General features: G+C 39.2%; 21 protein-coding genes. 8 read left to right on the top strand and 13 right to left on the bottom strand.

The genetic code is table 11. The features are described 5' to 3' along the window. The first annotated feature begins 47 nt into the window (after window positions 1-47). Window positions 48-1,928, top strand: a complete 1,881-nt coding sequence (locus tag HDE70_RS09640; RefSeq protein ID WP_183889617.1) for a sensor histidine kinase — start codon at window positions 48-50, stop codon at window positions 1,926-1,928. Window positions 1,929-1,935: 7 nt separating this feature from the next. Here the strand turns inward: HDE70_RS09640 and HDE70_RS09635 are convergent, their stop codons facing one another. Together HDE70_RS09635 and HDE70_RS09630 are read right to left on the bottom strand one after the other, a co-directional pair. Continuing rightward, window positions 1,936-2,802, bottom strand: coding sequence for a DUF4249 domain-containing protein (locus HDE70_RS09635; RefSeq protein ID WP_183889615.1), 867 nt, complete (start codon window positions 2,800-2,802; stop codon window positions 1,936-1,938). 10 nt (window positions 2,803-2,812) lie between these two features. Beyond that, complete coding sequence (locus HDE70_RS09630; RefSeq protein WP_183889613.1) at window positions 2,813-5,242, bottom strand: TonB-dependent receptor; 2,430 nt, start codon at window positions 5,240-5,242, stop codon at window positions 2,813-2,815. 352 nt (window positions 5,243-5,594) lie between these two features. Between HDE70_RS09630 and HDE70_RS09625 the strand changes: the two genes are divergently transcribed. Then, window positions 5,595-6,131, top strand: a complete 537-nt coding sequence (locus HDE70_RS09625; RefSeq protein ID WP_183867003.1) for a DUF3347 domain-containing protein — start codon at window positions 5,595-5,597, stop codon at window positions 6,129-6,131. Window positions 6,132-6,249: 118 nt separating this feature from the next. Continuing rightward, the gene (locus tag HDE70_RS09620) at window positions 6,250-7,536 is read left to right on the top strand and encodes a citrate synthase (RefSeq protein ID WP_183867004.1); all 1,287 of its coding nucleotides are present in this window, start codon (window positions 6,250-6,252) and stop codon (window positions 7,534-7,536) included. A gap of 112 nt (window positions 7,537-7,648) precedes the next feature. Here the strand turns inward: HDE70_RS09620 and HDE70_RS09615 are convergent, their stop codons facing one another. Together HDE70_RS09615 and HDE70_RS09610 are read right to left on the bottom strand one after the other, a co-directional pair. Beyond that, window positions 7,649-8,824 carry a retropepsin-like aspartic protease gene (locus tag HDE70_RS09615; RefSeq protein WP_183889611.1) on the bottom strand — a complete coding sequence of 392 codons (1,176 nt, stop codon included), beginning with the start codon at window positions 8,822-8,824 and terminating at the stop codon, window positions 7,649-7,651. A 32-nt stretch (window positions 8,825-8,856) separates the two neighbouring features. Then, complete coding sequence (locus HDE70_RS09610; RefSeq protein ID WP_183867006.1) at window positions 8,857-9,450, bottom strand: 2OG-Fe(II) oxygenase; 594 nt, start codon at window positions 9,448-9,450, stop codon at window positions 8,857-8,859. A 112-nt stretch (window positions 9,451-9,562) separates the two neighbouring features. On the opposite strand from HDE70_RS09610, the gene HDE70_RS09605 reads away from it, so the two are divergent. Both HDE70_RS09605 and HDE70_RS09600 read left to right on the top strand, forming a co-directional pair. Beyond that, window positions 9,563-9,961, top strand: coding sequence for a hypothetical protein (locus HDE70_RS09605; protein ID WP_183867007.1), 399 nt, complete (start codon window positions 9,563-9,565; stop codon window positions 9,959-9,961). A 96-nt stretch (window positions 9,962-10,057) separates the two neighbouring features. Beyond that, window positions 10,058-10,234 (top strand): hypothetical protein, encoded by a 177-nt coding sequence (locus HDE70_RS09600; protein WP_183867008.1) that lies wholly within the window; start codon window positions 10,058-10,060, stop codon window positions 10,232-10,234. Here HDE70_RS09600 and HDE70_RS09595 read toward each other — a convergent pair. The 6 genes from HDE70_RS09595 to HDE70_RS09570 form a co-directional block, all read right to left on the bottom strand. Then, entirely contained in the window at window positions 10,231-11,175 is a 945-nt protein-coding gene (locus HDE70_RS09595) for a ketopantoate reductase family protein (protein WP_183889609.1), read from the bottom strand. The genes HDE70_RS09600 and HDE70_RS09595 overlap by 4 nt on opposite strands. 98 nt (window positions 11,176-11,273) lie before the next feature. Beyond that, the gene (locus tag HDE70_RS09590) at window positions 11,274-12,371 is read right to left on the bottom strand and encodes a DUF3667 domain-containing protein (RefSeq protein ID WP_183889606.1); all 1,098 of its coding nucleotides are present in this window, start codon (window positions 12,369-12,371) and stop codon (window positions 11,274-11,276) included. A gap of 12 nt (window positions 12,372-12,383) precedes the next feature. Beyond that, on the bottom strand, window positions 12,384-13,649 hold the full coding sequence (locus tag HDE70_RS09585) for a NupC/NupG family nucleoside CNT transporter (protein WP_183889604.1): 1,266 nt from the start codon (window positions 13,647-13,649) through the stop codon (window positions 12,384-12,386). Between the two features lie 67 nt (window positions 13,650-13,716). Next, window positions 13,717-14,334, bottom strand: coding sequence for a bifunctional nuclease family protein (locus tag HDE70_RS09580; RefSeq protein WP_183867012.1), 618 nt, complete (start codon window positions 14,332-14,334; stop codon window positions 13,717-13,719). Between the two features lie 47 nt (window positions 14,335-14,381). Then, on the bottom strand, window positions 14,382-15,353 hold the full coding sequence (locus HDE70_RS09575; protein WP_183889602.1) for an electron transfer flavoprotein subunit alpha/FixB family protein: 972 nt from the start codon (window positions 15,351-15,353) through the stop codon (window positions 14,382-14,384). 44 nt (window positions 15,354-15,397) lie between these two features. Beyond that, window positions 15,398-16,135 (bottom strand): electron transfer flavoprotein subunit beta/FixA family protein, encoded by a 738-nt coding sequence (locus HDE70_RS09570; protein ID WP_183867014.1) that lies wholly within the window; start codon window positions 16,133-16,135, stop codon window positions 15,398-15,400. A 127-nt stretch (window positions 16,136-16,262) separates the two neighbouring features. On the opposite strand from HDE70_RS09570, the gene HDE70_RS09565 reads away from it, so the two are divergent. Then, entirely contained in the window at window positions 16,263-16,598 is a 336-nt protein-coding gene (locus HDE70_RS09565; RefSeq protein ID WP_183867015.1) for a tetratricopeptide repeat protein, read from the top strand. 8 nt (window positions 16,599-16,606) lie between these two features. Then, the gene (gene chrA, locus HDE70_RS09560; protein WP_183889600.1) at window positions 16,607-17,806 is read left to right on the top strand and encodes a chromate efflux transporter; all 1,200 of its coding nucleotides are present in this window, start codon (window positions 16,607-16,609) and stop codon (window positions 17,804-17,806) included. A gap of 22 nt (window positions 17,807-17,828) precedes the next feature. On the opposite strand, the gene dnaB is transcribed toward chrA, so the two are convergent. After that, complete coding sequence (gene dnaB, locus HDE70_RS09555; RefSeq protein ID WP_183867017.1) at window positions 17,829-19,406, bottom strand: replicative DNA helicase; 1,578 nt, start codon at window positions 19,404-19,406, stop codon at window positions 17,829-17,831. 207 nt (window positions 19,407-19,613) lie between these two features. Here dnaB and rlmB point away from each other — a divergent pair, with 207 nt between their 5' ends. After that, complete coding sequence (rlmB, locus tag HDE70_RS09550) at window positions 19,614-20,384, top strand: 23S rRNA (guanosine(2251)-2'-O)-methyltransferase RlmB (protein ID WP_068398125.1); 771 nt, start codon at window positions 19,614-19,616, stop codon at window positions 20,382-20,384. Between the two features lie 19 nt (window positions 20,385-20,403). On the opposite strand, the gene HDE70_RS09545 is transcribed toward rlmB, so the two are convergent. Both HDE70_RS09545 and HDE70_RS09540 read right to left on the bottom strand, forming a co-directional pair. Beyond that, the gene (locus HDE70_RS09545; protein WP_183867018.1) at window positions 20,404-21,495 is read right to left on the bottom strand and encodes a mannose-1-phosphate guanylyltransferase; all 1,092 of its coding nucleotides are present in this window, start codon (window positions 21,493-21,495) and stop codon (window positions 20,404-20,406) included. A 12-nt stretch (window positions 21,496-21,507) separates the two neighbouring features. Next, window positions 21,508-22,473, bottom strand: a complete 966-nt coding sequence (locus HDE70_RS09540; protein WP_183889598.1) for an SIS domain-containing protein — start codon at window positions 22,471-22,473, stop codon at window positions 21,508-21,510. Window positions 22,474-22,535 lie beyond the last annotated feature (62 nt).

Below are 22,535 nucleotides of genomic sequence, written 5' to 3'. Positions count from 1 at the left end.
TTAATATATTTACTGTCTTTAAAATCTGACTTACTTTATGGATAGCCATGCTTACTGATGCCCTTTTTCAAGCTTTGTTCAATATTTCTTCACCGCGTATACTCTTAAGTGTTCATGGCCGGGATTTTAAAATTATTTATGATAATGAAGCTTTCAGAAGTGCAAGTTTAAATGAGACTTTCAGTATTGCTGGTAAAAGTATCTGGGACTTATTTAATGCTGGAAATTGTAGCAGTGACAATTTGGTTTTACTCGAAAATGCGCTGATTCAATCAGTTGAACTGAAGCAGACCTTATTTCTTTATGATTTCGACTATCAGTTTGCCGCAACCGGGCATGGCAAAACCCGCTGGGAACTGGAAATTATTCCCATAGAGAATGAAAATGGACAGCCTCCATATATTATCCTGACTCTTAAACTTCAAAAAAAACAAAAGTATACAGGTATTCAACAACATCCTGAACTGTTAAATATCGTTAGTCATATTCCCATAGGCCTTTGCATCTTGTCTGGTGAAACAATGGTACTGGAAATCGTCAATGAGAAGATGTTAAATTTATGGGATAGAAATGACTCTATTCAAGGATTGCCTTTACTGGAATTTATGCCAGAATTAACGGACCAGGTATTTCCTAAATTATTACAACAGGTTTATACTTCAGGGATCGCGTTTAGTAACAGAGGTGCAGTTGTACAACTCGTTGTAGGCGGACGTTTAAAAAGTGTCTACATGGACTTTTCCTATACACCACTGAAAAATAGTGATGGAGTGACAGATAGTATTCTGGTGATGGCCGAAGATGTAACCGACAATATCATGGGACTCCAGCGGGAACAACAATTAGCAGAAAGGCTGACGGCTATTAATGAAGAATTATCATTCTCCAATCTTGAACTGGCAGAAAATGAATCCAGGATCAGGTTTTTACTGAATGCATTGCCACAGCAGGTGTGGACAGCTGATTCGGCAGGTTTGCTGGATTATGTAAACCAGGTAGTGTGCGATGATTTTGGTTTTGATGTCGCAACAGTTATAGGACATGGCTGGCAGAAATTTGTACATCCTGATGATTTAGCGGAGTCTCTTGAAAAGTGGAGCAATGCTTTGGAAACAGGATGTGAGTATGTAACTGAGTTTCGGTTATTGTTCCAGGATGGGAATTACAGGTGGTTCCTGTCCAGAGCCATCCCACTGATTGAAAATGGTAAATTATTACTTTGGATAGGAACGAATACCAATATTGAGCTGCAAAAAAGCAATGAGCAGCGTAAAGATGAATTTATATCTATTGCAAGTCATGAACTTAAAACACCGCTGACCAGCATCAAGGCATTTAATCAGCTGATTCAGCGTAAAAATCAGGAACATGCACTGGATGGTTTTATCCTGAAGTCTGCTCAGAATATAGCCCGGTTAGAAAGGTTAATTAAAGATCTGCTGGATGTGACCAAGATCAATGCCGGGAAAATTAACTATGAGCTTGAACCTTTCGACTTCAGAAAAATGCTGATCGAAACTATAGAAAATGTTCAGCTGACTGCTCCGGATCATACAATAATTTTGGAAAATGCAGTGGAAATCAGTTGCCTGGGAGACCGGTACAGATTGGAACAGGTGGTTCATAATTTTTTGACCAATGCAGTGAAATATTCTCCTGATGGTCTAAAGATAATTGTAAAGTCAACGCTTGAAGGGAATGATTTAATTGTATCTGTCCAGGATTTTGGTATTGGTATAGCTGAAAAAGATAGGAAGAGGTTATTTGAAAGATATTATAGGGTCGGAGATAATGCTATGCGGTTTGAAGGACTTGGTCTTGGCCTTTTCATTTCTTCGGAAATTTTAAGAAGGCATCAGGGGAATTTCTGGATAGAAAGCGAGCCTGGTTATGGCTCCACTTTCTTTTTCCGTTTACCGGTTGGCTAACCTGGTTTTAAGGGTTCGGTATAGGGAATTCTTTAGCAGATAAACCTCCAACTATGCCCAGGCCATTTTGTATATTGCTGTGGATAATTACTTTTTCCGCAAAAGGGCTATTTCTACTATCCTCTGCTTTAGCTACACTCTTTAAATATTTATAACTGGTTTCAGTAAACAGGGTAACCTCAATATATCTCTTCTTTGATGCTGGATTATCATCTGTACTGAAAGCATAAAAGATAGTCTCACCAGCTGGTTGCGCTTTTTCTACAAACCACTCTTTTTTGCTGGAGTTTCCGCTTCCGAAAATATCGGAAGTATTTACCGGGCGGATATAAAACGGTGCCTTTTTGATCGTTTTGCCGGAGTTGTTTTCTTCATATAAGATTCTGAAGCGGTAATATTGCTTTTCTTTGCTGGTATTCTTCAGCAGAAAATTGAACTTAAATTTATACTGATCGCTATTTGATTCGATAACAGCCTGATTATTAATTTCTATAGTATTGATATCCGGAATAATATCACTGCCTTCTACCAGGTTAAAACCGGGCGCAGTAGCTGTGATGCTATACTTTTTATCCTTAAGTACACCAATAGTGCTTACATAATATTTTTTGCCATCTATGGTCTGAGGCTTCAATGACTCTTTAAAAACATCATTTTCATATAATCTGGTTTCCGCATTTGCAGGGTCTTTAAACGATTCCCCATCCGCTAACCGGCCGGATAAGGTAAAGCGTGCTTTTAGCGGGGCATTTTCATTCATCAGTACATTTAGCACCGGGCGGTCTGCATCTGAGGCTAAGTCGATAGTTAGTTTCTTTTCACAAGAGGTTAATAAGATAGTGGCGAATATGGGTAAGAAATTAAATGTTTTCATGATTTCAGAATTAAAATTTAAGACTATAAGAGACACTTGGCATGATTGGCAACAAGCTATTTCCGGTCAGGTTAGCAGTATTGCCTTTGTAGTCGTTGACCTTGAAATAGAATAAATTCTGCCTGTTATAAACGTTGTATATACTGACATTCCAGGTACGGACTTTACCGCTTTCTTTGAGTTTGATAAAGCTGATGCCAACATCTAATCTATGTGTGGGTTGTATACGGACATTATTTCTGGATTCGATATAATCAATTTTTTTAGTTCTTTCTTGCTGATCCTGTCCGGGGCTGACTCCTTCAAACTGTGTGGTAGGCATGGTGAAAGGAGATGCGCTCTGATAGACAAAAGTTGCAGAAAGTTCAATTCCTGGTTTTAACTTATAAACCCCGACCAGGTTAAGCGTATTCCTGCGATCATATTTATAAGGATAAGTTTTTCCCTGGTTGATCTCTGGCAGGCTGCGGTTTGTCCAGGCGAGTGCATAGCTGGCCCAGCCGGTTAAGCGGCCTGTTTTTTTCTGAAGGAATAGTTCCAGTCCATAGGCCTTACCTTTACCAGTGGTAATTTTGTTTTCCCAGTCATTATGCTCGCTGGTTACTACATAGTCTGCGCCGTCTTTATATTCAATGATATTATTCATTGTCTTATAATAACTTTCGGCAGAGAATTCGAACTGATCATTAAAAATATTACGGGATACACCCAACGAAAATTGATTGGATTGCTGTGGAAGTACTTTATTTGTTGCAGGAACCCAAAGATCGGTAGGCAGGGAAATAGAATTGCTGGCTAACAGGTGCATATACTGGGTCATCTTTGCATAAGATGCTTTGAGTGCCCAGTCTCCTGGTAATAAATAACGTGCACTGATGCGTGGTTGCAGGGAAGTGTAGAATTTCCCCTGTACATTAAATCCGCTTGCATGCAGGCCTATATTTGCTTTTAGTTTATCAGTGATCGTCCAGTCATCTTCTGCATATAAATCCAGTTCAGTTGCTTTAATTTTACTACCCAGGTTTTCGTCTTTTAAAGTTTCATTATTGAAAGACTGTTTGGAAAGACTGGTACCGGGAGTAAAGGTATGCAGGGTAGAAGAAAGCCCCATTTTAATACTATGCGCAGGTGATGGCTGATAATCAAAATCTATTTTTGCCGTATAATCCGTAATTCCTGAATTAATGTTCAGGATGTCATCTGAGTTCAGATTCTCTTTTGAACCAAAAATTGAGGAGGTCATGGACGTATTAAATTTGTATTGCGAGGTGGTCAGGGTTGTATTTGCGAATAGCTTATTGGAAAAAATATGATTCCATCTTGCTGCACCTGTCAGGTTACGCCAGCCTAAACCAAAATCACCCAGAGCAGTAGCGCCATCATCACTGCTTGCTTGTTTTACTTTTGTTCTTAACTTATCCTGACCGTTGTAAAAACTTAAATACAGGTGGTCCTGATCGGAGAATTTATGGTGAATTTTAGCATTGAGATCATAAAAGTACAATTGAAATTTTTCTACATCCCGCTGGCTGCTTTTTAATATCGGGGAAATAATCAAGTCGTGATAAGTTCTGCGGCCGGAAATGATAAAAGAGGTTTTATCTTTTTTCAATGGCCCTTCAACGGTTAATTGTGAGGCGAGCAGCCCTAAGGTAAATTGCCCATGCACTTTGTTCATATTGCCATCATTCATCGAGATATCAACAACTGAAGATAAGCGGCCTCCATAACGGGCCGGGAAAGCACCTTTGTAGAGATCTACATTTTTAATAGCATAGGTGTTGAAGGCTGAAAATATCCCTAATAAATGGGACGGGTTATATAAAGGAGCGCCATCCAGTAAAATCAGATTTTGATCCTGCGAACCTCCGCGGACCAGCATTGCACTGGTACCTTCACTTCCTTGTTGTACGCCGGGGAGTGTTTGCAGGGCTTTGAATAAATCAGGTTCGCCAAAAAACCTGGGTAAGGCCTGAATCTGGCTGATGGGCAGGTTAATTTTGCCCATTTGAGAAGTATTTTGAATAGGCGTGCTGTTAGCCCCTTTAATAATAACAGTATTTAATTCGTTTTGCAGAGGCTTCAGCCGAAAAGCAACCGTACTTTTTACTGCTAAGTTAATCAGGGTATCTATAGTTTGATAACCTATATAAGAGATACGGAAAGTGGCGGTATCTGTGGGAATCGTGAGACTGAAATAGCCGTAGTTATTTGTTGTAGTACCAGTTTTTATATTTTTTGTAGTAATACTTACACCAATCAATGTTTCGCCAGTAGCCTGATCTGTTATTCTTCCATTTAATGTTTTTGACCCGCCTTTTTGCAGGGGTGCAGATTTTAAACTGGTTTGTGCCTGTGTACTGTTATTTTTAAGACTGATGAATAAAAAAGAGGAGAGTAGGGTTAATCTGGTAAAATTTCTGAAATTAGGTGTGCTCATGTTTGATTTAAATTCACAACTAAGACGCATCGGGCAGGTGATACCCCTATAGCTTAAAAAATATTGTTGCAAAGCACTGTAGCATTATATAGTTATCATACGTTTTACCTCTTGATAACTATTTTTTAACTATTAATCTCATTCGGCTATAAAATGAAGATATGTTTTCACTTACTTAAATTTATGCTCCTGTGTTGCAGGGGTAAACTCAGATCTTAATTGATCTTATTTTATAATTTCGTACAGGCTCACTTCTCAACTAATTGCAATATTTATGAAAAGCAGTTCATTTATCCTGTGGTTTTTTAAGTATTTAAAATTAAAATAGTATTTTGAGCAAAAAACGAAATTGATGAAGAAATATATTGGAATGGCAGTTTTATCAACTTTGATGGCTTGTACTGGTGCCGTGAAAAATGAAACTGCTGTAACAGACAGCACAGCTGCTGCCGGTCAGGCGGCAGAGGTGAATGATGTTAAGCTTGCTGATCCTAAATCGGAAAGTATATATAAGGGCTATATCAGCCTGAAAAATTCGCTGGTTGCCGGTAATGCAGCAGCTGCCCACCAGACTGCGCTTGATCTGGCCACTTCCCTTAAAGCTTATGAAGGCTGTGAAAATACAGCTTTGATTGCAGAGAAAATTGCAGGTACTGAGGATATTAAGATCCAGCGTAAAGAATTCACTGCGTTGAGTTCTGATGTAATTGCACTCTTTAAACATGCTGATATTACACAAGGATCTATTTATGTACAACATTGCCCGATGGCCAATAATGGTGATGGGGGAGATTGGTTGTCTTCAGAGAAAAAGATCAGCAATCCATATTATGGAAAAGAAATGTTGACTTGCGGCGCAGTGCTGGAAGTGATTAAAGCAAAGAAATAAGCTCAATTCTTACTTAATGATGACCCGCGGTTAACAATTATTTAACAGCTTTGTTATCATTGTATGTAGGCTATTTCATTAGAATAGTTAAATTTGTTATTTATAAATTAGAAGATATATGTCAGATATTGCAGAAATTAAGATCGATGGTAAAGTATATGAATTTCCCATTGTAACTGGTACCGAGGGTGAAAAGTCAATTGATATTTCAAAATTAAGGGATTTAACAGGACACATTACCCTGGACTTAGGCTACAAAAACACAGGATCTACAAAAAGTGCAATTACCTTTTTAGATGGTGAAAAAGGAGTCTTGAAATACAGAGGTTATGCAATTGAGGAGCTGGCGGAGAAATCTACTTTTCTTGAAGTTGCTTTTCTGCTGATCTACGGCGATCTGCCAACAGCTAAAGCGCTTGAAGATTTTCAATCTCAAATCACCAAGCATACGCTGATCCATGAGGATATGAAAAAATTCCTGGACGGCTATCCTTCGAAATCTCACCCAATGGCTCAGTTAGCTTCATTGGTATGTTCATTGTCAACATTTTATCCTGAGTCGTTGAATGCTAATTCTTCGCCTGAAACAATGAACCTTACGATGATCAAATTGCTGGCTAAGTTCCCAACAATTGTATCATTTATCTATAAAAAATCTTTAGGTCATCCGCTGATCTATCCAAAAAATAAATATGATTATGTAAGTAACTACCTGAACATGACTTTCGGTCAGCGTACAGAAGAGGTTGAAATTGACCCGGTAGTAGTGAAAGCAATGAATACTTTATTGATTTTACATGCTGATCATGAGCAAAACTGTTCTGCATCTACAGTAAGAATGGTAGGCTCTTCAGATTGTAATTTATACGCTTCAGTTTCTGCTGGTATTGATGCTTTATGGGGCCCGCTTCATGGTGGTGCTAACCAGGCTGTAATTGAAATGCTTGAACTGATCAAAGAAGATGGTGGAGATACCGAGAAATGGATCAATAAAGCAAAAGATAAAAATGATCCTTTCCGTATGATGGGATTTGGACACAGGGTATATAAAAACTTTGATCCACGCGCTAAGATTATCAAAAAAGCATGTGATGATATCCTGGAGAAATTAGGTATCAATGATCCTGTGCTTGAAATTGCTAAAAAACTGGAAGAAGCAGCTTTAAGTGATCCTTATTTTGTAGAGCGTAAATTATACCCTAATGTTGATTTTTACTCAGGTATTATCTACAGAGCTTTAGGTTTCCCTACAGATATGTTTACTGTATTATTTGCCCTTGGCCGTTTACCGGGATGGATTGCACAGTGGAAAGAAATGCACGAAAATAAAGAGCCTATCGGCCGTCCGCGTCAAATTTATGTTGGACACACGAACAGAGCTTTTGTTGAAATAGAAAAACGATAGTATTTACACCCTGAGCTGAGAAATACCTTAAGTTTCAGCAAAGAGGATAGTGTCAAAATCCCCGTTAATAATTTTAACGGGGATTTTTTATGTTTAACCGGGTAGCCGGAATTTAATAGTGCAGCTTACTGATCTGTATTTTTTGCAGGTTCCCCTGCTCATCTTTAACGGTAATATTGGCTGTTTCTTTACCTGCCAGGATATGCGGACGGTTTAGCATGTCACATAGGGTAACATTAGAATAATCTACGTCATCAATGGCCATGATACGTTGCCCGGGTTTTACTTCGTTTTTATATTTATCCCAGACTACGCCAATAGCAAGCCGGTCATTAATTACTGTAGGCACAAATGGCCATTGTTTCTCTCTGACCTCATTGTCCTTTTTTATACTATTAAAGTAGAATTTACTGTGAATAAAATCTAACGTGACAATTCCATACAGCAGAATTTTTGATCCTATAGCTGAAGTGCCGCTTTTATTGGTTTCCATAATGGTATTGTTAAACAATCCGTTACCTATTTTTATCTGGGGAAGTCTCAACAGGTATTTTTCAGCACTTTGCTGCAAGCCCAGTCCACCTATTGTATTGGCTCCATAACCTTTGGCCAGAATTTCATAAACGCCAGAATCAGGTAGCTGGCTTACCAGCTCTTCAGAGATCCGCAGGAATTCATTGTCACCAGTATCGAATCCCAGATCGACTGTAATATTATCTTTTAGCTGGATTTTAATGATCGGGTTACTTTGATAACTTGTATTGGTAATCATCTGAGAACCATAGCTATCATTCAGTTTTAATTTTTCCAGCTGATCGGTCAGAATGATAACCTGCTTTTTTCCATCGATACTCACAATGGAATTGCGGAGAATATTACTTCCTATTACGCCGTCTATACCCCAGCATCTGTAAAAATCAGGGAAAAGTGTAATTGCAGGAATATGATCAAACCGGACTTTACCAATTTTAATCCGGGGGATTTGCACAACTCCCATAGTATCGGTAACGCCGTTGACATCCGAAAGTGTGTCTTCATCCAGAAATTTGGCTTTTAGCAGCGTAACCAGTTGCGGGCTGATCGCTACCGGTGCACCGGTATCAAATAAGAATTTATGCTTTTTGCCATGCAGTTCCACCTGGATGAACATCTTGCCATTTATCGTTTGATAGGGAATCTCTTCGTAATAGTTTTTAGCAGAAGTTCCTCCCTGGTTATAGGTGAATTCCTGGGCATTGGCCCGCAGGCAAAATGCCAGCAGTAAACAGAGGTTGAAAATGAGTTTCATTGCGTCGTATTAACGCAGCAATTTAAACGTTTTTAATTAATTTTCAACCAGCCGGTTATACTTAGTCTCGGTTTATGCGTGATTAAAACTTCATGTACGAGTTCACTGCTTTTGAAGAAAACACTTTTGCCATTATCAGGTGATATTTTCTGCAAACTATCCGAATGGTGAATACAAAGTTCTCCGCCATCATTTTCCTGCCAGCCTGCATTTAAATAAATGATCATTGAATACTGTCTGCTATCATTGTTCTTGAACTGATCGAGATGTTTTTTATAAAAGCTCCCTTCTTCGTATAGTGTATAATGGAATTCATAATCAGTAATGCCGGTATAACAGGTACTGTTCAGATAACTGACAAAACTATCCATCAAATCAAAAAAGCTGTTTTCGTGAATATTGTCATGCTTTCTATCCAGCCAGTAGATTTTGTCACTTCTCACCAGCTGATCATGAGAGACTATAGTTTCGTTTCCTGTGCCTGCGGATAGCAGTAATTTATCCTGGTAAAGGCCATACAGGTTTTCTTTGAGTTGTGCGGCTAAAGCCACGCTTAAAAAATTTTCTGTAATGCCTACCTTATTGTCTATAAAACTATCGATTAGCGTATTGAAGGTGTTTTGCAAGGAGCGGGGTGGGAAAATATATGGCAAATCGCCATCATGTTGGTGAAGGTAGGCTTAATTAATCAATAAAATGCTAATTTTGCAACCCTAACGAGCATCTCAATTTTAAGCAATGAATTTATTAGACGCAAGAGTATTATGGAGTTATGATTATGAACTGGAATCAAAAACAGGGATTAACAACATTGCTGCCCAGTTTACAGGTGTTCCTCCGGTACATGATCATACCGGGGTTTTAGTTTTAACCGAACATGGATTATTGGTTCGGGGTGATGATCAGGATATAGATTTGAAGATCTCACTGGGAGATATAGAGGAAGTTTATGTAGGTTTTGATGAAAGTTATCAGCGTAATTTTGTGAAAAATCTGGGTTTGTTATGCCAGCCGCTTAGAATTGTAACCAATGATGGGATTTCGAAAAAGACGATTTACCTGATTTTGGACCATAATTATTTTGGTTGTGCCAAGAACCTGACTTTATTTGATCTGCTACAGGAAATGCTGGCATAAAATGAAGAGATTTCAATAGGAAATCTCTTCATTTTGAATCTCACCACCACTTAGGTGACAAAAAATATTTAAGTTTGCAATTCTTCAAAAATAACTATGGCAGATTTCTTTAAAAAGAATGGAATTAAAATCATTTCAATTTTATTACTCATTCTTATCCTTGGTGATGCGTGGCTTTTATTAACTAAAGGCTTTTCATCTACCGTACTTTCTGGTTTAATAGGTTGTTCACTTACTTTATTTGGCCTGAATTATTTCAAAAACAGAAGCTAAACCAGCATTCCGTTTTTGATTTCATTGTATATCTCAGTGGTTTCCGGAACAGGGATACCCAGGGCTTGTCCATAGGCTATAATTGCCCCTGCAAATAATTCAAGTTCCGTGTGCTCTTTTCCTGACTGTACATCCAGTTGCAAAGAAGTTGGTGTTTGAAAAGGGAAGGAGGCTGCTTTCTGAAAGGTTTGTTCAATGATGTTTTCGGGAAGATCAATCTCTTTTCTGAGTGCGATGGCCTGTATTTCCTGCATCACTTTTAAAGCTCTCTGGTGTAATTCTTCCTCTTCGTTAACCTGTCCGATGGACTTGTTATACCTGGCAGAAACCAGTCCGAAACTTGCGATGAAAAAGTATTTAGACCAGATGGCCGGGAATGAATCAACTTTGTAATCAATATCAATTGAAGCTTTCTTAAACAGCTCAACAATACTTTGAGGATCGAATTCCGGATGCTCAGGGTCTTTTCCTGCAATGATTTTACCAGGATTTCCTTTATGCTCAACTATTCCTTTTTCTTTAATATGTGAGGCTACATAAACGCACGAAGGCAATACAATTCCATTGGTTATTATTTTGCGTATTCTTTCATAGATATCAACCCCATTCATTAAAGGCAGAATGATCGTATCACTTTTGATTTTATCTTTTAATTGATTGCAGATGTTTTCCAGATCGTATTCTTTGACACAGATGACGAATACATCAATATCATTTAGTTCAGCTACTTCTTTTAAAATTTGATGAGGTCTGGCTATAGGATCCTCGCTTTCGGCAGAAAGCAGGGTAAGTCCCTTTTCTCTGACAATTTCGTAAGTCTTTTCACGGGCAATAAAAGTAATATTGGCTGCGCTGTCTGTTGCGTATTGCTGAGCAAGTTTAAATCCGAAATAACCACCAACACCACCTAATCCAATTATAGCAAATTCTGTTGTTTTCATTTTTCTGTTAAAATTTTAACTGATATAATTAATAATTCGCAAGACGGGCAAATTACAGGTTATCCAATGTAAAACCTAATAAAGAAATGTAAAAAAGACTAGGCGATTAAATACTTAATAACAGTTTCAATGGCTCGTTCGGACAAAGCGAAGGTGACATAATATAAAATAATTACAGTAATCGTCTTCTTAATAGTCATATAGACAGACCTATTATAAAATAATTTCAGGCCGGTATATAAATACCATACAATACCTGCAACTACTGCCAATCCAATAATTGAACTAATTACCGAATTTTCTCCAAATACATATTGCTTAAGAGGAACGGCAATCGATGAGATGATAAAGAAGGCGGTCATTCCATGAATTGTAAAAATCAAATGATCAATGTAATAGATCCTGTTTTTTCTGAAATTCAACATGATAAAGAAAGCTAGTAGTGGCATTAAGAGGAAGAATTGCTTAGGCTGATATTTCTTAACTTCTTCTTTAATATCCCAGTGATCTTTGGCTTTCTTCTGGTTAATATAAATTTGTTTCTTTTTAAATTGTCTGGTGATCCAGTTATCCTGCTCAGCTTGAGGTAAAGCTTTCTGCCTGATACTGTAAGCTTCAAAAGTGCTGTCCAATTTCTCGTTATGAATAGCACTGAAATTACCTATTTTTTTCTCTAAAGCTGGAGATGGGGACTTCGCATAGGCTTTATTCAAACTGTCCAGAATAAGTTGCTGTGTTTTAAAACTAAGTGTCCGGTATTGTGCTTTGAAGATCTGGCCTGCAAGTATTTCGGGAACAACTTCAAGATCGTCGTTACTAAGCGGCATACTGTCTTTTACCAAGGCTGCTTTTTCAGTAGCCGGGCTTTCCTGGTGATGTCCATATTCAAGTGCATGTGGAACAATCAGAAAGTAAACAATCGAGACAAAAATATAGAGACTGACAGGATGGATATATCTCGCTCTTTTACCTGCGAGATAATCCAATGTAAGTTGCCCTGGTTTAGTTAGCAGCGGAATAAGCGTATGAAAAAATTTAGAATCGAAGTGAAAATAGTGTCCTATACTATGTGAAATAAAGCCCCAGAAAGGTTCTTTCAATTCGAGATTTGGTTGCCCGCACTGAGTGCAATAATGTTTTTCAACAAGGTAACCACAATTCAGACAGTTTTTTTCATGACGATAAGCTCCTGACATATATATAATATTTTACATTAATACACCTGCAATAGAAGCAGAAAGATAAGATGCCAATGTTCCGCACATTAACGCTTTTAAACCTAATTTAGCTAAATCTGCACGACGTTCCGGAGCCAATTCTCCGATTCCACCAATCTGCATACCGACGCTGCTGAAATTCGCAAAACCGCAAATAGCGATACTGATAATCAGTACACCTTTTTCAGTAACAATAGGAACTGCTTTAGTTGTCAGGTTTTTGAAAGCAAGGAATTCATTCACAGTTAATTTTTGACCAAGCAGGGTAGCTGCATTGCTTACATCTACATCAGGAATACCCATTGACCAGGCAAATGGATAGAATAATCTGCCAAAGATCCAGTCCAGAGATAAATTAAAGTCTGGATTGAAAAGGTGACCAATGTTAACTAATGTATAATCTACTAAAGCGATTAAGGCAATAAAGCCGATTAACATCGCAATTACGTTCATTGCAATCTTAAAACCTTCTCCTGCACCATGTGAAATGGCATCAATCAGGTTCGTATATTCGCTTTTAACTTCAAGCTTTACTTTACCCATAGTCTGCGAAACTTCTGTTTCAGGGAAAACTATCTTGGAAATAATCAAAGCTCCGGGAGCTGCCATTAAACTGGCCATAATTAGTTTTGGGGCAAGGTTCATTCCGGCCTGGGCACCCATATTGGCATAAACAATCAGGATACCACCCGCAATACAAGCTAAACTACCACTCATAGAAGCCAGCAGTTCACTTTTTGTCATTCCCTTAAGATAAGGTTTGATCATGACCTGAGCTTCAACCTGGCCAACAAAAGCACTGGCTACGTTACTTAAAGCTTCAGCGCCACTGACACGCATAATAAAGTTCATTCCTTTGGCAATTACAGAAACGATACGCTGCATGATACCGAAATGATAAAATATAGCTACCAGCACACAAACCAGGATGATTGTGGCCGTCACATTAAAAGCAAAAATGAAACTTTCAGGGGCAGCATAAGCATGTGTTTTACCATCAAAACCAATAACGGCAACACCACCATAAACAAAATCAACACCTACTTTAGCAAACTGCTCGATTTTCTGCATTCCTTTTCCAAGGAATTCAAAGAAGTGCTGAACTGGAGCAACTCTCAATACAAGAATTGCGATGACTATCTGAAGCGTGAGGCCACTTGCTACTAGTCTAAAATTAATCTTTTTCTTGTTGTTAGAACAAAGATAAGCCAGGCCCAGTATAAAAATGACGCCAATTACTCCGTGAAAACGCTCCATAAAAAATATTCAAATAAAAAAATTTGGGTAGAAAAAATAAAGATGTGTATAAACTTGCAAATAATAACTATTGGGATGAATTTCTTTTGTTCAGTTCATCTCTGATGCGGGCCGCTTTTTCATAGGCTTCCTCCGCAATAGCTTCCTGAAGTTTTTGATTAAGTTCCTCAACGCTAAGGCTTCCAAAGCCAGTTCCAGGTATTGACGTATCAATATCGTCCTGTCCATGTTCCTTATTCAGGTTATCCATGTTTTCGAGAAAAACAAAGTCGTTACCTTCGATAACGATACCTGCGGAGGATAAAATAAATTCGTAAGTGTAAATTGAGGAATTGAAACGAACAGCCAGTGCAATCGCATCTGATGTTCTGGCATCAATTTCTTCCGTTCTTTCACCGTCTGTACAGATCAGTTTAGCGAAGAAGACACCATCTACCAGGTTGTAGATTAGAATTTCTTTGATTTCAATTTTATAAGTCTGCGCAAATGTTTTGAATAGATCATGCGTCAATGGCCTGCTTGGGGTCATTTTTTCAATCTCAATTGCAATAGCCTGAGCTTCGAATGCACCTATGATGATAGGCAAACGTCTTCTGCCGTTTACTTCTCCAAGTACCAGTGCGTAGGCTCCGGATTGGGTTTGGCTATAGGATAAGCCAACAATATCTAGTTTTACTTTTTTCATATTTATGAATATCCGGCGGAAACTTTCATCTCCGCCTGATATTAATATTAAGCTTGATGTGCTTTTAGAGCCTCAATTAATTTAGGAACAACCTCAAAGGCATCTCCAACGATTCCATAATCAGCAACTTTAAAGAAAGGAGCTTCCGGATCTTTATTGATGACTACAATTACTTTAGAAGAACTTACTCCGGCTAAATGCTGAATAGCTCCCGATATACCTATAGCAATATACAAATTTGGACTGATTGCAATACCAGTCTGACCAACGTGTTCTGAGTGTGGTCTCCAGTCTGCATCCGAAACTGGTTTAGAGCAAGCTGTAGCTGCACCTAGCAATCCTGCTAATTCTTCGATCATACCCCAGTTTTCCGGTCCTTTAAGACCTCTTCCCGCAGAAACAACCAGTTCAGCATCAGGCAGAGAAACTTTATCTGTAGCTCTTACGATTTCTTTAACAATTGCTGCAAGGTCAGTAGGCTGAACAGCAGGAGAGAAGGCTTCGATTGTTGCAGTAACAGGTGATTCTTTAACGCCGAAAGCGTTTGGATTCAATGCGATAACTTTGTTTGCTGAAATCAGCTCAGCAACAGCGAATGCTTTTCCGGAGAAAGCGCCTTTTTTAACTAAAAACTTACCGCCATCTAATTGTGGAAGCTCTACAGCACCATCAACTAAACCTGCTTTTAATTTAACAGCTACACGTGGTGCAAGCCCTTTTCCTGTAAAGGAATTGGAAAGTACAATAACTTCAGCACTTTCTTTCTGAGCAGCTTCTGCAATGACAGCAGCATAGGCCTGGTTTACGAAATTCTTTAATTCTGCGCTCGCCACGTTTAATACTTTGGCAGCACCATATTTACCTAATTCTTGTAATTCGCTATCTGCAACGTTACCGATAGATACTGCGGTAAGGCTAGTCCCTGTTTTATCTGCAATGGCTTTTGCATAAGAAACCGCTTCAAATACGGATTTCTTAAACTTACCGTCGACTTGTTCTACATATACTAAAACTGACATATTTTTTCGCTTAGATTTTTATACTTAATTTTTTAAAACAGACCTTAGATTACTTTAGCTTCGGTATGCAGCAGGCTGATCAGGCTGGCAGCTTCTTCTGCCGGAATCAACTTTACGGTTCCGCGGGCAGGAGGGGTTTCAAACTGTACTACTTTAATTACTTCTTCAATTGGCTGTGCAGCAACTACTACTAATGGTTTTGATCTTGCTGACATGATACCTCTCATGGTTGGGATAGTTGGAACCGCTACGCCTTCAGCACAGCTGGCTACAAATTTACCAGTTACGGTTACTACTTCTTTACCACCTTCAATTTCTCTTTCCAGAGTTGCAGTAGTTCCGTCATAGTCTAATTTTTTGATAATAGAGATAGATGGGATATCTAAAAAGCCACCTACCATTGCAGCTACCTGCGCACCGTTATAATCAATTGACTCACGACCGGTAAGGATCATATCAAAATTACCTTCTTTAGCATATTCAGCGATCTGAAAAGCTGTGAAATAAGCATCACGCGGAGCTGCATCAATTCTGACAGCGTCATCGGCACCAATGGCCAATGCTTTTCTGATTGTTGGTTCAGTAGCACTTTCTCCAACATTAATTACTGTTACTGTCCCCTTTCCGCCAGCACAAAGTTCAATCGCTCTTGATAATGCAATTTCATCATACGGATTTACGATAAACGTAACTCCCGCAGTATTGAATTGGGTATTATCATTAGTAAAAGTTATTTTTGTCGTTGTGTCGGGCACGTTACTGATACAAACTAATATTTTCATATGAATAAGTTGTTTTTTAAATTGATGAAGCCATTATCTACTGTTATTGGTTTTTATCAGTGTCTAAATATAACGATTTCAAAAAAATGTCTTTTTGCAAATCTAATTAAAAAAGCAGGGATTTAAAATGCAAAGTACCCGATTAAACAAGTTATTATCTTTTTTAGCAACAGAACCGAATGATCCATTTATCTTATATGCACTGGCAACAGAGTATAACTCGTTAAATGATACTGAACAAGCCTTTCATTATTATCATAAATTAGTGGAGGATCATCCGTCTTATGTTGGAACTTATTATCATTTAGGTAAATTATATCAAAAACAGGAGCAGACCGATAAGGCTGTGGAGATTTATCAGCTCGGTATGAAAAGGGCCAGAGAAAAGGGCGATGGACATGCTTTCTCAGAATTGCAGGGCGCTTATAACATGGCGGCAGGTCTGGATTATGAGGACGATTAATGAACGGGATGGAAAAACGACAACTCCTGTTTGTTAAAGATGTCTTTCTTTTCACATTTACAGCATTTGGTGGTGCTCAGGCACATATCTCTCTTTTGCTAAAGTATTTTGTGAAGCAAACTCATTATATTTCTGAAGAAGATTTACTGGAGCTGAATGCGCTCGCACAAATCTTACCCGGGCCGGCTTCCACGCAGACCCTGGTTGGGATTGCACATAAGGTTGGCGGATTAAAGCTGGCGCTGATTACTTTTCTGATCTGGATTATTCCATCGGCAGCAATTATGACTTTTGCAGCCATTAGTTTTGCCCAGTTCGATCATAAGGTGCAATTTGTACTGATCTTAAAATATATCCAGCCTATCGCACTAGGTATTGTTGCTTTTGGGGCATACACGCTTTCCAGAAAAGTACTGGTCACACAAACAGCTGTTTTTTTAGCAATCTCTGCTGTTATTGTGACATTGGTATTAAGAAATGCTTATGTTTTTCCACTGGCTATCCTGGTTGGAGGAATGATTTCTTCTGCTTTAGAGACACCAAAAGAGGAAAGTGAGATCAGGGTAAAGCTATTTGCGAACATTAACCCGAAAAAACTGGCTTATTTTTTCGGCGTTTTATTATTCCTGGCTGCCCTGGGTGCAATTATTAACAGGACTTCTCCTTTTAGTTTGCCGATCAGGCTTTTTGAAAATTTTTACCGTAACGGGATCTTTATTTTTGGTGGCGGGCAGGTTTTAGTTCCGCTGATGTTTACAGAATTTGTTCAAATGAAACATTACCTGGGCTCTTCTGAGTTCTTATCAGGTTTTGCTTTACAACAAGCATTACCCGGGCCAACTTTCTCTTTTACGAGTTACCTGGGTGCGATCAGTATGAAAAACTTTGGTTATAGTACTTATGGACAGGTATTGGGTGGGATAGTAGGGGTTCTGGGTATTAATCTTCCTGGATTAATCCTGGTCTTGTTTATTGTTCCGTTCTGGGAAGATCTGAAGAAAATCACCAGGATCAAACATTCGTTATCCGGAATTAACGCGGTGAGTGTCGGCTTTATTATCGCCGCATTTGTATTACTGGTCAAGCCGGTTGGCTTTGATCTGTTATCGATTGTCATCATTGCGGTTACTTTTCTGATCCTGAACTTTACCAGGATCAGCCCTCCGCTGATTGTATTGGCAGGGATATTACTGGGCTACTTTATGTAGCCCGGTAATATCAGCTTATATTTTAGAATGGGGCATCGTCGTCATTGAAATCATCCATACGGGATGGCTTGATAATCACATTGCCCGAAGGACGGTCAAAATCAGCTGAAGGCAGCATGCCGGCAGCCGGACTATCCATAGAGAACGAATTCGGTGGCATAAAATCTTCTTCAAGATCGGTAAACTTCACATACTTACCGATAAATCTCAGCGGTACAATACCGGTTTCACCATTTCTGTGTTTCGCGATAATAACTTCACCAACACCAGCCTGAGATCTTCCGCTTTCATCTTCCGTGATCCCATAATATTCAGGACGGTACAGGAAAAGTACCATATCCGCATCCTGCTCAATAGAGCCGGACTCCCTCAAATCGGATAACAGTGGACGTTTACCATTTACTCCCGGCCTGGTTTCTACCGCACGGCTTAACTGCGAGAGGGCCAGAACCGGAACATTTAATTCTTTAGCTACCGATTTCAGGGCTCTGGATATACTACCAATTTCCTGCTCACGGTTACCACCACCACTCTGACCTTCTCCTTTACCATGCATCAACTGTAAATAATCGATGATGATCATCTGGATATCGTATTGTGATTTTAATCTTCTGCATTTTGCTCTGAATTCAAAAATATTCAGGGCAGGGGTATCATCAATTAACAGCGGGGCTTCTGTCAGCGTACCGATCTTACTGTGCAACTGCTGCCATTCCCATTCTGCTAAGTTTCCTTTACGGATTTTTTCCTGTTCAATCTCTGTTTCCCCGGATATTAAACGATTCACTAACTGTACAGAGGACATCTCCAGGGAGAATACAACAACCGGACGTTTAAATTCAACGGCTGCATTTCTGGCACATGTTAGTACGAAAGCGGTTTTTCCCATCGCCGGACGTGCAGCAATGATGACTAAATCTGAAGGCTGCCAGCCGCCGGTAATCCGGTCAAGTGCTGTGAAGCCAGATGGAACACCCGTTAATCCGTCAGACTTTGTCCTTAATTCTTCGAGCGTGGCCAGAGATTGTTTAATAATCTCATCCATTTTCTGGGTGTCCCTGCGGAGGTTATTCTGAGCGATATCAAAAAGACCTTTCTCTGCGTTATCCAGCAGGTCGAATATATCCGTTGTATCTTCGTAAGCGTTTTGAATAATTTCAGATGAAATCCTGATCAGTTCACGCTGAATGTATTTTTGTGAAATAATACGGGCGTGGTATTCAATATTTGCTGCTGAAGCAACGCGGTTAGTCAGGTTAGTAATATAGTAAGCACCACCTACCATTTCCAGCGTACCCAATGTTCTGAGTTCGGAGGTTACGGTTAAAATATCTACAGGTTTAGATTTCTGAAATAAAATAGCAATGGCTTCAAATATCTTTTTATGCGCCTCTGCGTAAAAAACATCAGGCTTCAGGATATCGATAACGGTAGAAAGTGCATCTTTTTCAAGCATCAGTGCACCAAGCACAGCTTCTTCTAAATCTATAGCTTGCGGGGGTATTTTACCCATATTACTCATTGGGGCACCGACTCTGTTTTTTCTGGAAGAGGTAAAGTTCTGCCTGTCCTGACCTTGTGTTCCGTTATCCGTATTCATAGCCCCAAAAATAGCGAAAAATTTACTCCTGTAAAGATTTCTTTATGAACATTCTAACACGTGAATATCATAGTTTTTTGCGCAACTAATAAAAATTCTGCTATTTACTAACAGAATCTTGTTGATAAGGGGCTGTGTATCAGACGATGAAAACTCGATTCCTCAATTCTCATTATTTCAGCTATTTTTGCAGGTAAAATATAATCAATGGAAAACTTTAGAAGGTCACCCAGGCCTAAAGAAAACAACGAGTTTGTTTTCGGTATACGTGCTGTTATTGAAGCAATTAAAGCTGGAAAAGATATAGAAAGCATTTACATGCAACGCGGTCTTACAGGAGAAATCATTCCTGAACTTAAAGGCTTGCTGAGAGATACTGATATTCCTGTACATAATGTTCCTGTAGAAAAGTTAAACAGAATGACGCAAAAGAACCACCAGGGAGTGGTTGCTGTAATTTCTGCGATTACTTTTCAGAAAATAGAAGATATCATTCCTTTGATCTATGAAAAAGGGGAAGTTCCTTTAATCCTGATCCTGGATGGAATTACTGATGTAAGAAATATGGGTGCTATTGCCAGAACAGCTGCTTGTACAGGTGTACATGCGATTGTTGTACCGGCAAAAAACTCTGCACAGATTAATGCAGATGCGATTAAAACTTCAGCAGGAGCCTTATTTACCATTCCGGTATGCCGTCAGCAAAATTTACACAAAACTGCGTTGTTCCTGCAAGAATGCGGATTGCAGATTGTGGCCTGTACTGAAAAAACAAATGACCTGATTTATGCACCGGATTATACTGCCCCTACAGCTATTGTAATGGGAGCGGAGGACGAAGGAATATCAAATGATATTATGCGTATGGCCAACCATTTAGCGAAGATCCCTATGTTCGGAGAGATCGGTTCACTAAATGTTTCGGTTTCTACCGGCGTTATTCTGTACGAAGCGATCAGACAGCGCGGTACTAATTAAGAACCTGTAAAAACAGGTTCTAGATAAATTTCTGTCCAAAATTAGACTTTACATCTGCTACGATTTGTTTCACGCTCTGTTCTTCAGATCTGGGACAAATCAACAGTGTATTGTTGGATTCCACTACAATATAGTCATGTAAGCCCTGAAGGATAACCAGTTTGTCCTCAGGTACATTGACCATACAGTTTGAGGAATTGAACATCATCACCTGCTCAGAAGGGATGACTGCATTACCTACATAATCTTTCTCTGCCATATCATAAATAGAAGCCCATGTGCCAAGGTCTGACCATCCGAAATCGGTTGGCAATACATAAACATTATCGGCTTTTTCCATAATTGCGAAGTCTATCGAAATATTGGTGCATTGTAAATAGGCATTGCCAATAAATGCTTTCTCTTCTGGTGTATTGTATGAAGAAGCGCCCAGGTGGAAAATATCATACATATCCGGCAGGTGTTTGCTGAAAGCATCATTGATTGCTTTGGCAGACCAGATAAAAATACCTGCGTTCCACAAGAAATCGCCGCTTTGTAAAAATGATTTTGCCAGTTCCAGGTTAGGCTTCTCCGTGAATATCTTCACTTTGTTGATCTGCGGATCTGTAGGCAAAGTGGTTTCTACATATTGTATATATCCATAACCCGTATCAGGGCGGCTTGGCTTGATCCCTAAAGTGATCAGGCAGTTGTTCTCCTTGGCAGCTGTCAGAGATTGCTCTATAGCAGCTATAAAGGCGTCCAGATTGGATATGGTATGGTCTGATGGGGCAACAACAATAGTCGCATCCGGATTGATCTCCGTAATCTTCATAGAACCATAAGCAATACAGGGTGCTGTATTTCTCATGATAGGTTCAGCCAGAATCTGGTTATCCGGAAGGTCCGGTAACTGTGATTTTACCTTATCTATATAAATTTCATTGGTGACAATGAAAATATTTTCAGGTGGACATATCTTTAAAAAACGGTCGTATGTACTTTGAATAAGTGTTTTCCCTACACCAAAAAAATCAATAAACTGTTTCGGATGTTCGATTCTGCTTACAGGCCAAAAACGGCTGCCAACGCCACCGGCCATGATTAGGGCGTAATTATCTTTGTTCATATTAGGATTAAACTATAATAAACCTTCGTGAAGAAGGTCGTGCAAATGTACAATACCAAAGTAACCATTGGCATCGGTTATTAATAATTGTGTAATATTAGATTCCCTGATCAGCTCGAATGCGGTAACTGCTAAAGTGTCTTTATCTATCATTTTAGGGTTGCTGTTCATAATGTCTTTTGCTCTCAGATCTGTCAGGTCTGAATGTTTTTCAAGCATTCTTCTGATATCACCGTCTGTAATGATACCAATTATTTGGCTACCATCAACAACAACGACTGCACCTAAACGGTTTTTACTAATTGCAATTATGACATCTTTCACAGCAGCATCAGCCAGAATACCCGGTTTAGCATTGCGTTCTGCCAGCTCAGAAACTTTAAGATACAACTTTTTTCCTAAAGATCCGCCAGGGTGGAAGCGGGCAAAATCCTGTGCACTGAATTCTCTGGCTAAAAGCAGGCTTACCGCGAGCGCATCTCCCATAGCCAGCTGGGCAGTTGTACTTGTGGTAGGTGCGAGATTATTCGGACAAGCTTCTTTTTCTACGGTCGTATTCAGGATCAGGTCTGCTTGTATGGCAAGTTCAGATTCGAGTTGTCCGACCATCCCGATCAGCAAAGCCCCGCACTGTTTTAACAAGGGCGCAAGCACCTTGATTTCGGGTGTATTTCCACTCTTGGAAATGCAGATTACAATGTCTGTTTTCTGTATCATTCCAAGGTCTCCGTGTACTGCATCTGAGGCATGCATATAGCTCGATGGAGTGCCTGTAGAATTCAAAGTAGCGACAATTTTCTGCGCAATAATGGCGCTTTTACCGATTCCTGTAACAATTACACGACCATTTGAGGCGATAATTCGCTCCACAATCGTTGCAAAATCGTCATTTATATGTTTTACCAGCCCAAGTATAGCCTGCGCTTCCGCTTGTAAAGTGTTGATCCCCGCTGTGATAATAGATTTTTTACTTTTCAAAGAGAAATATTTAGTATATTGATGCTTTAATTGGTGCAAAATTATGTTATTTTGAATCAAAA

Origin of the sequence: Pedobacter cryoconitis (assembly GCF_014200595.1) — a bacterium.
GTDB classification, from domain to species: domain Bacteria; phylum Bacteroidota; class Bacteroidia; order Sphingobacteriales; family Sphingobacteriaceae; genus Pedobacter; species Pedobacter cryoconitis_C.
Note: the sequence above shows the minus strand (reverse complement) of the source record. Positions and strands in the feature narration are given on the sequence as shown.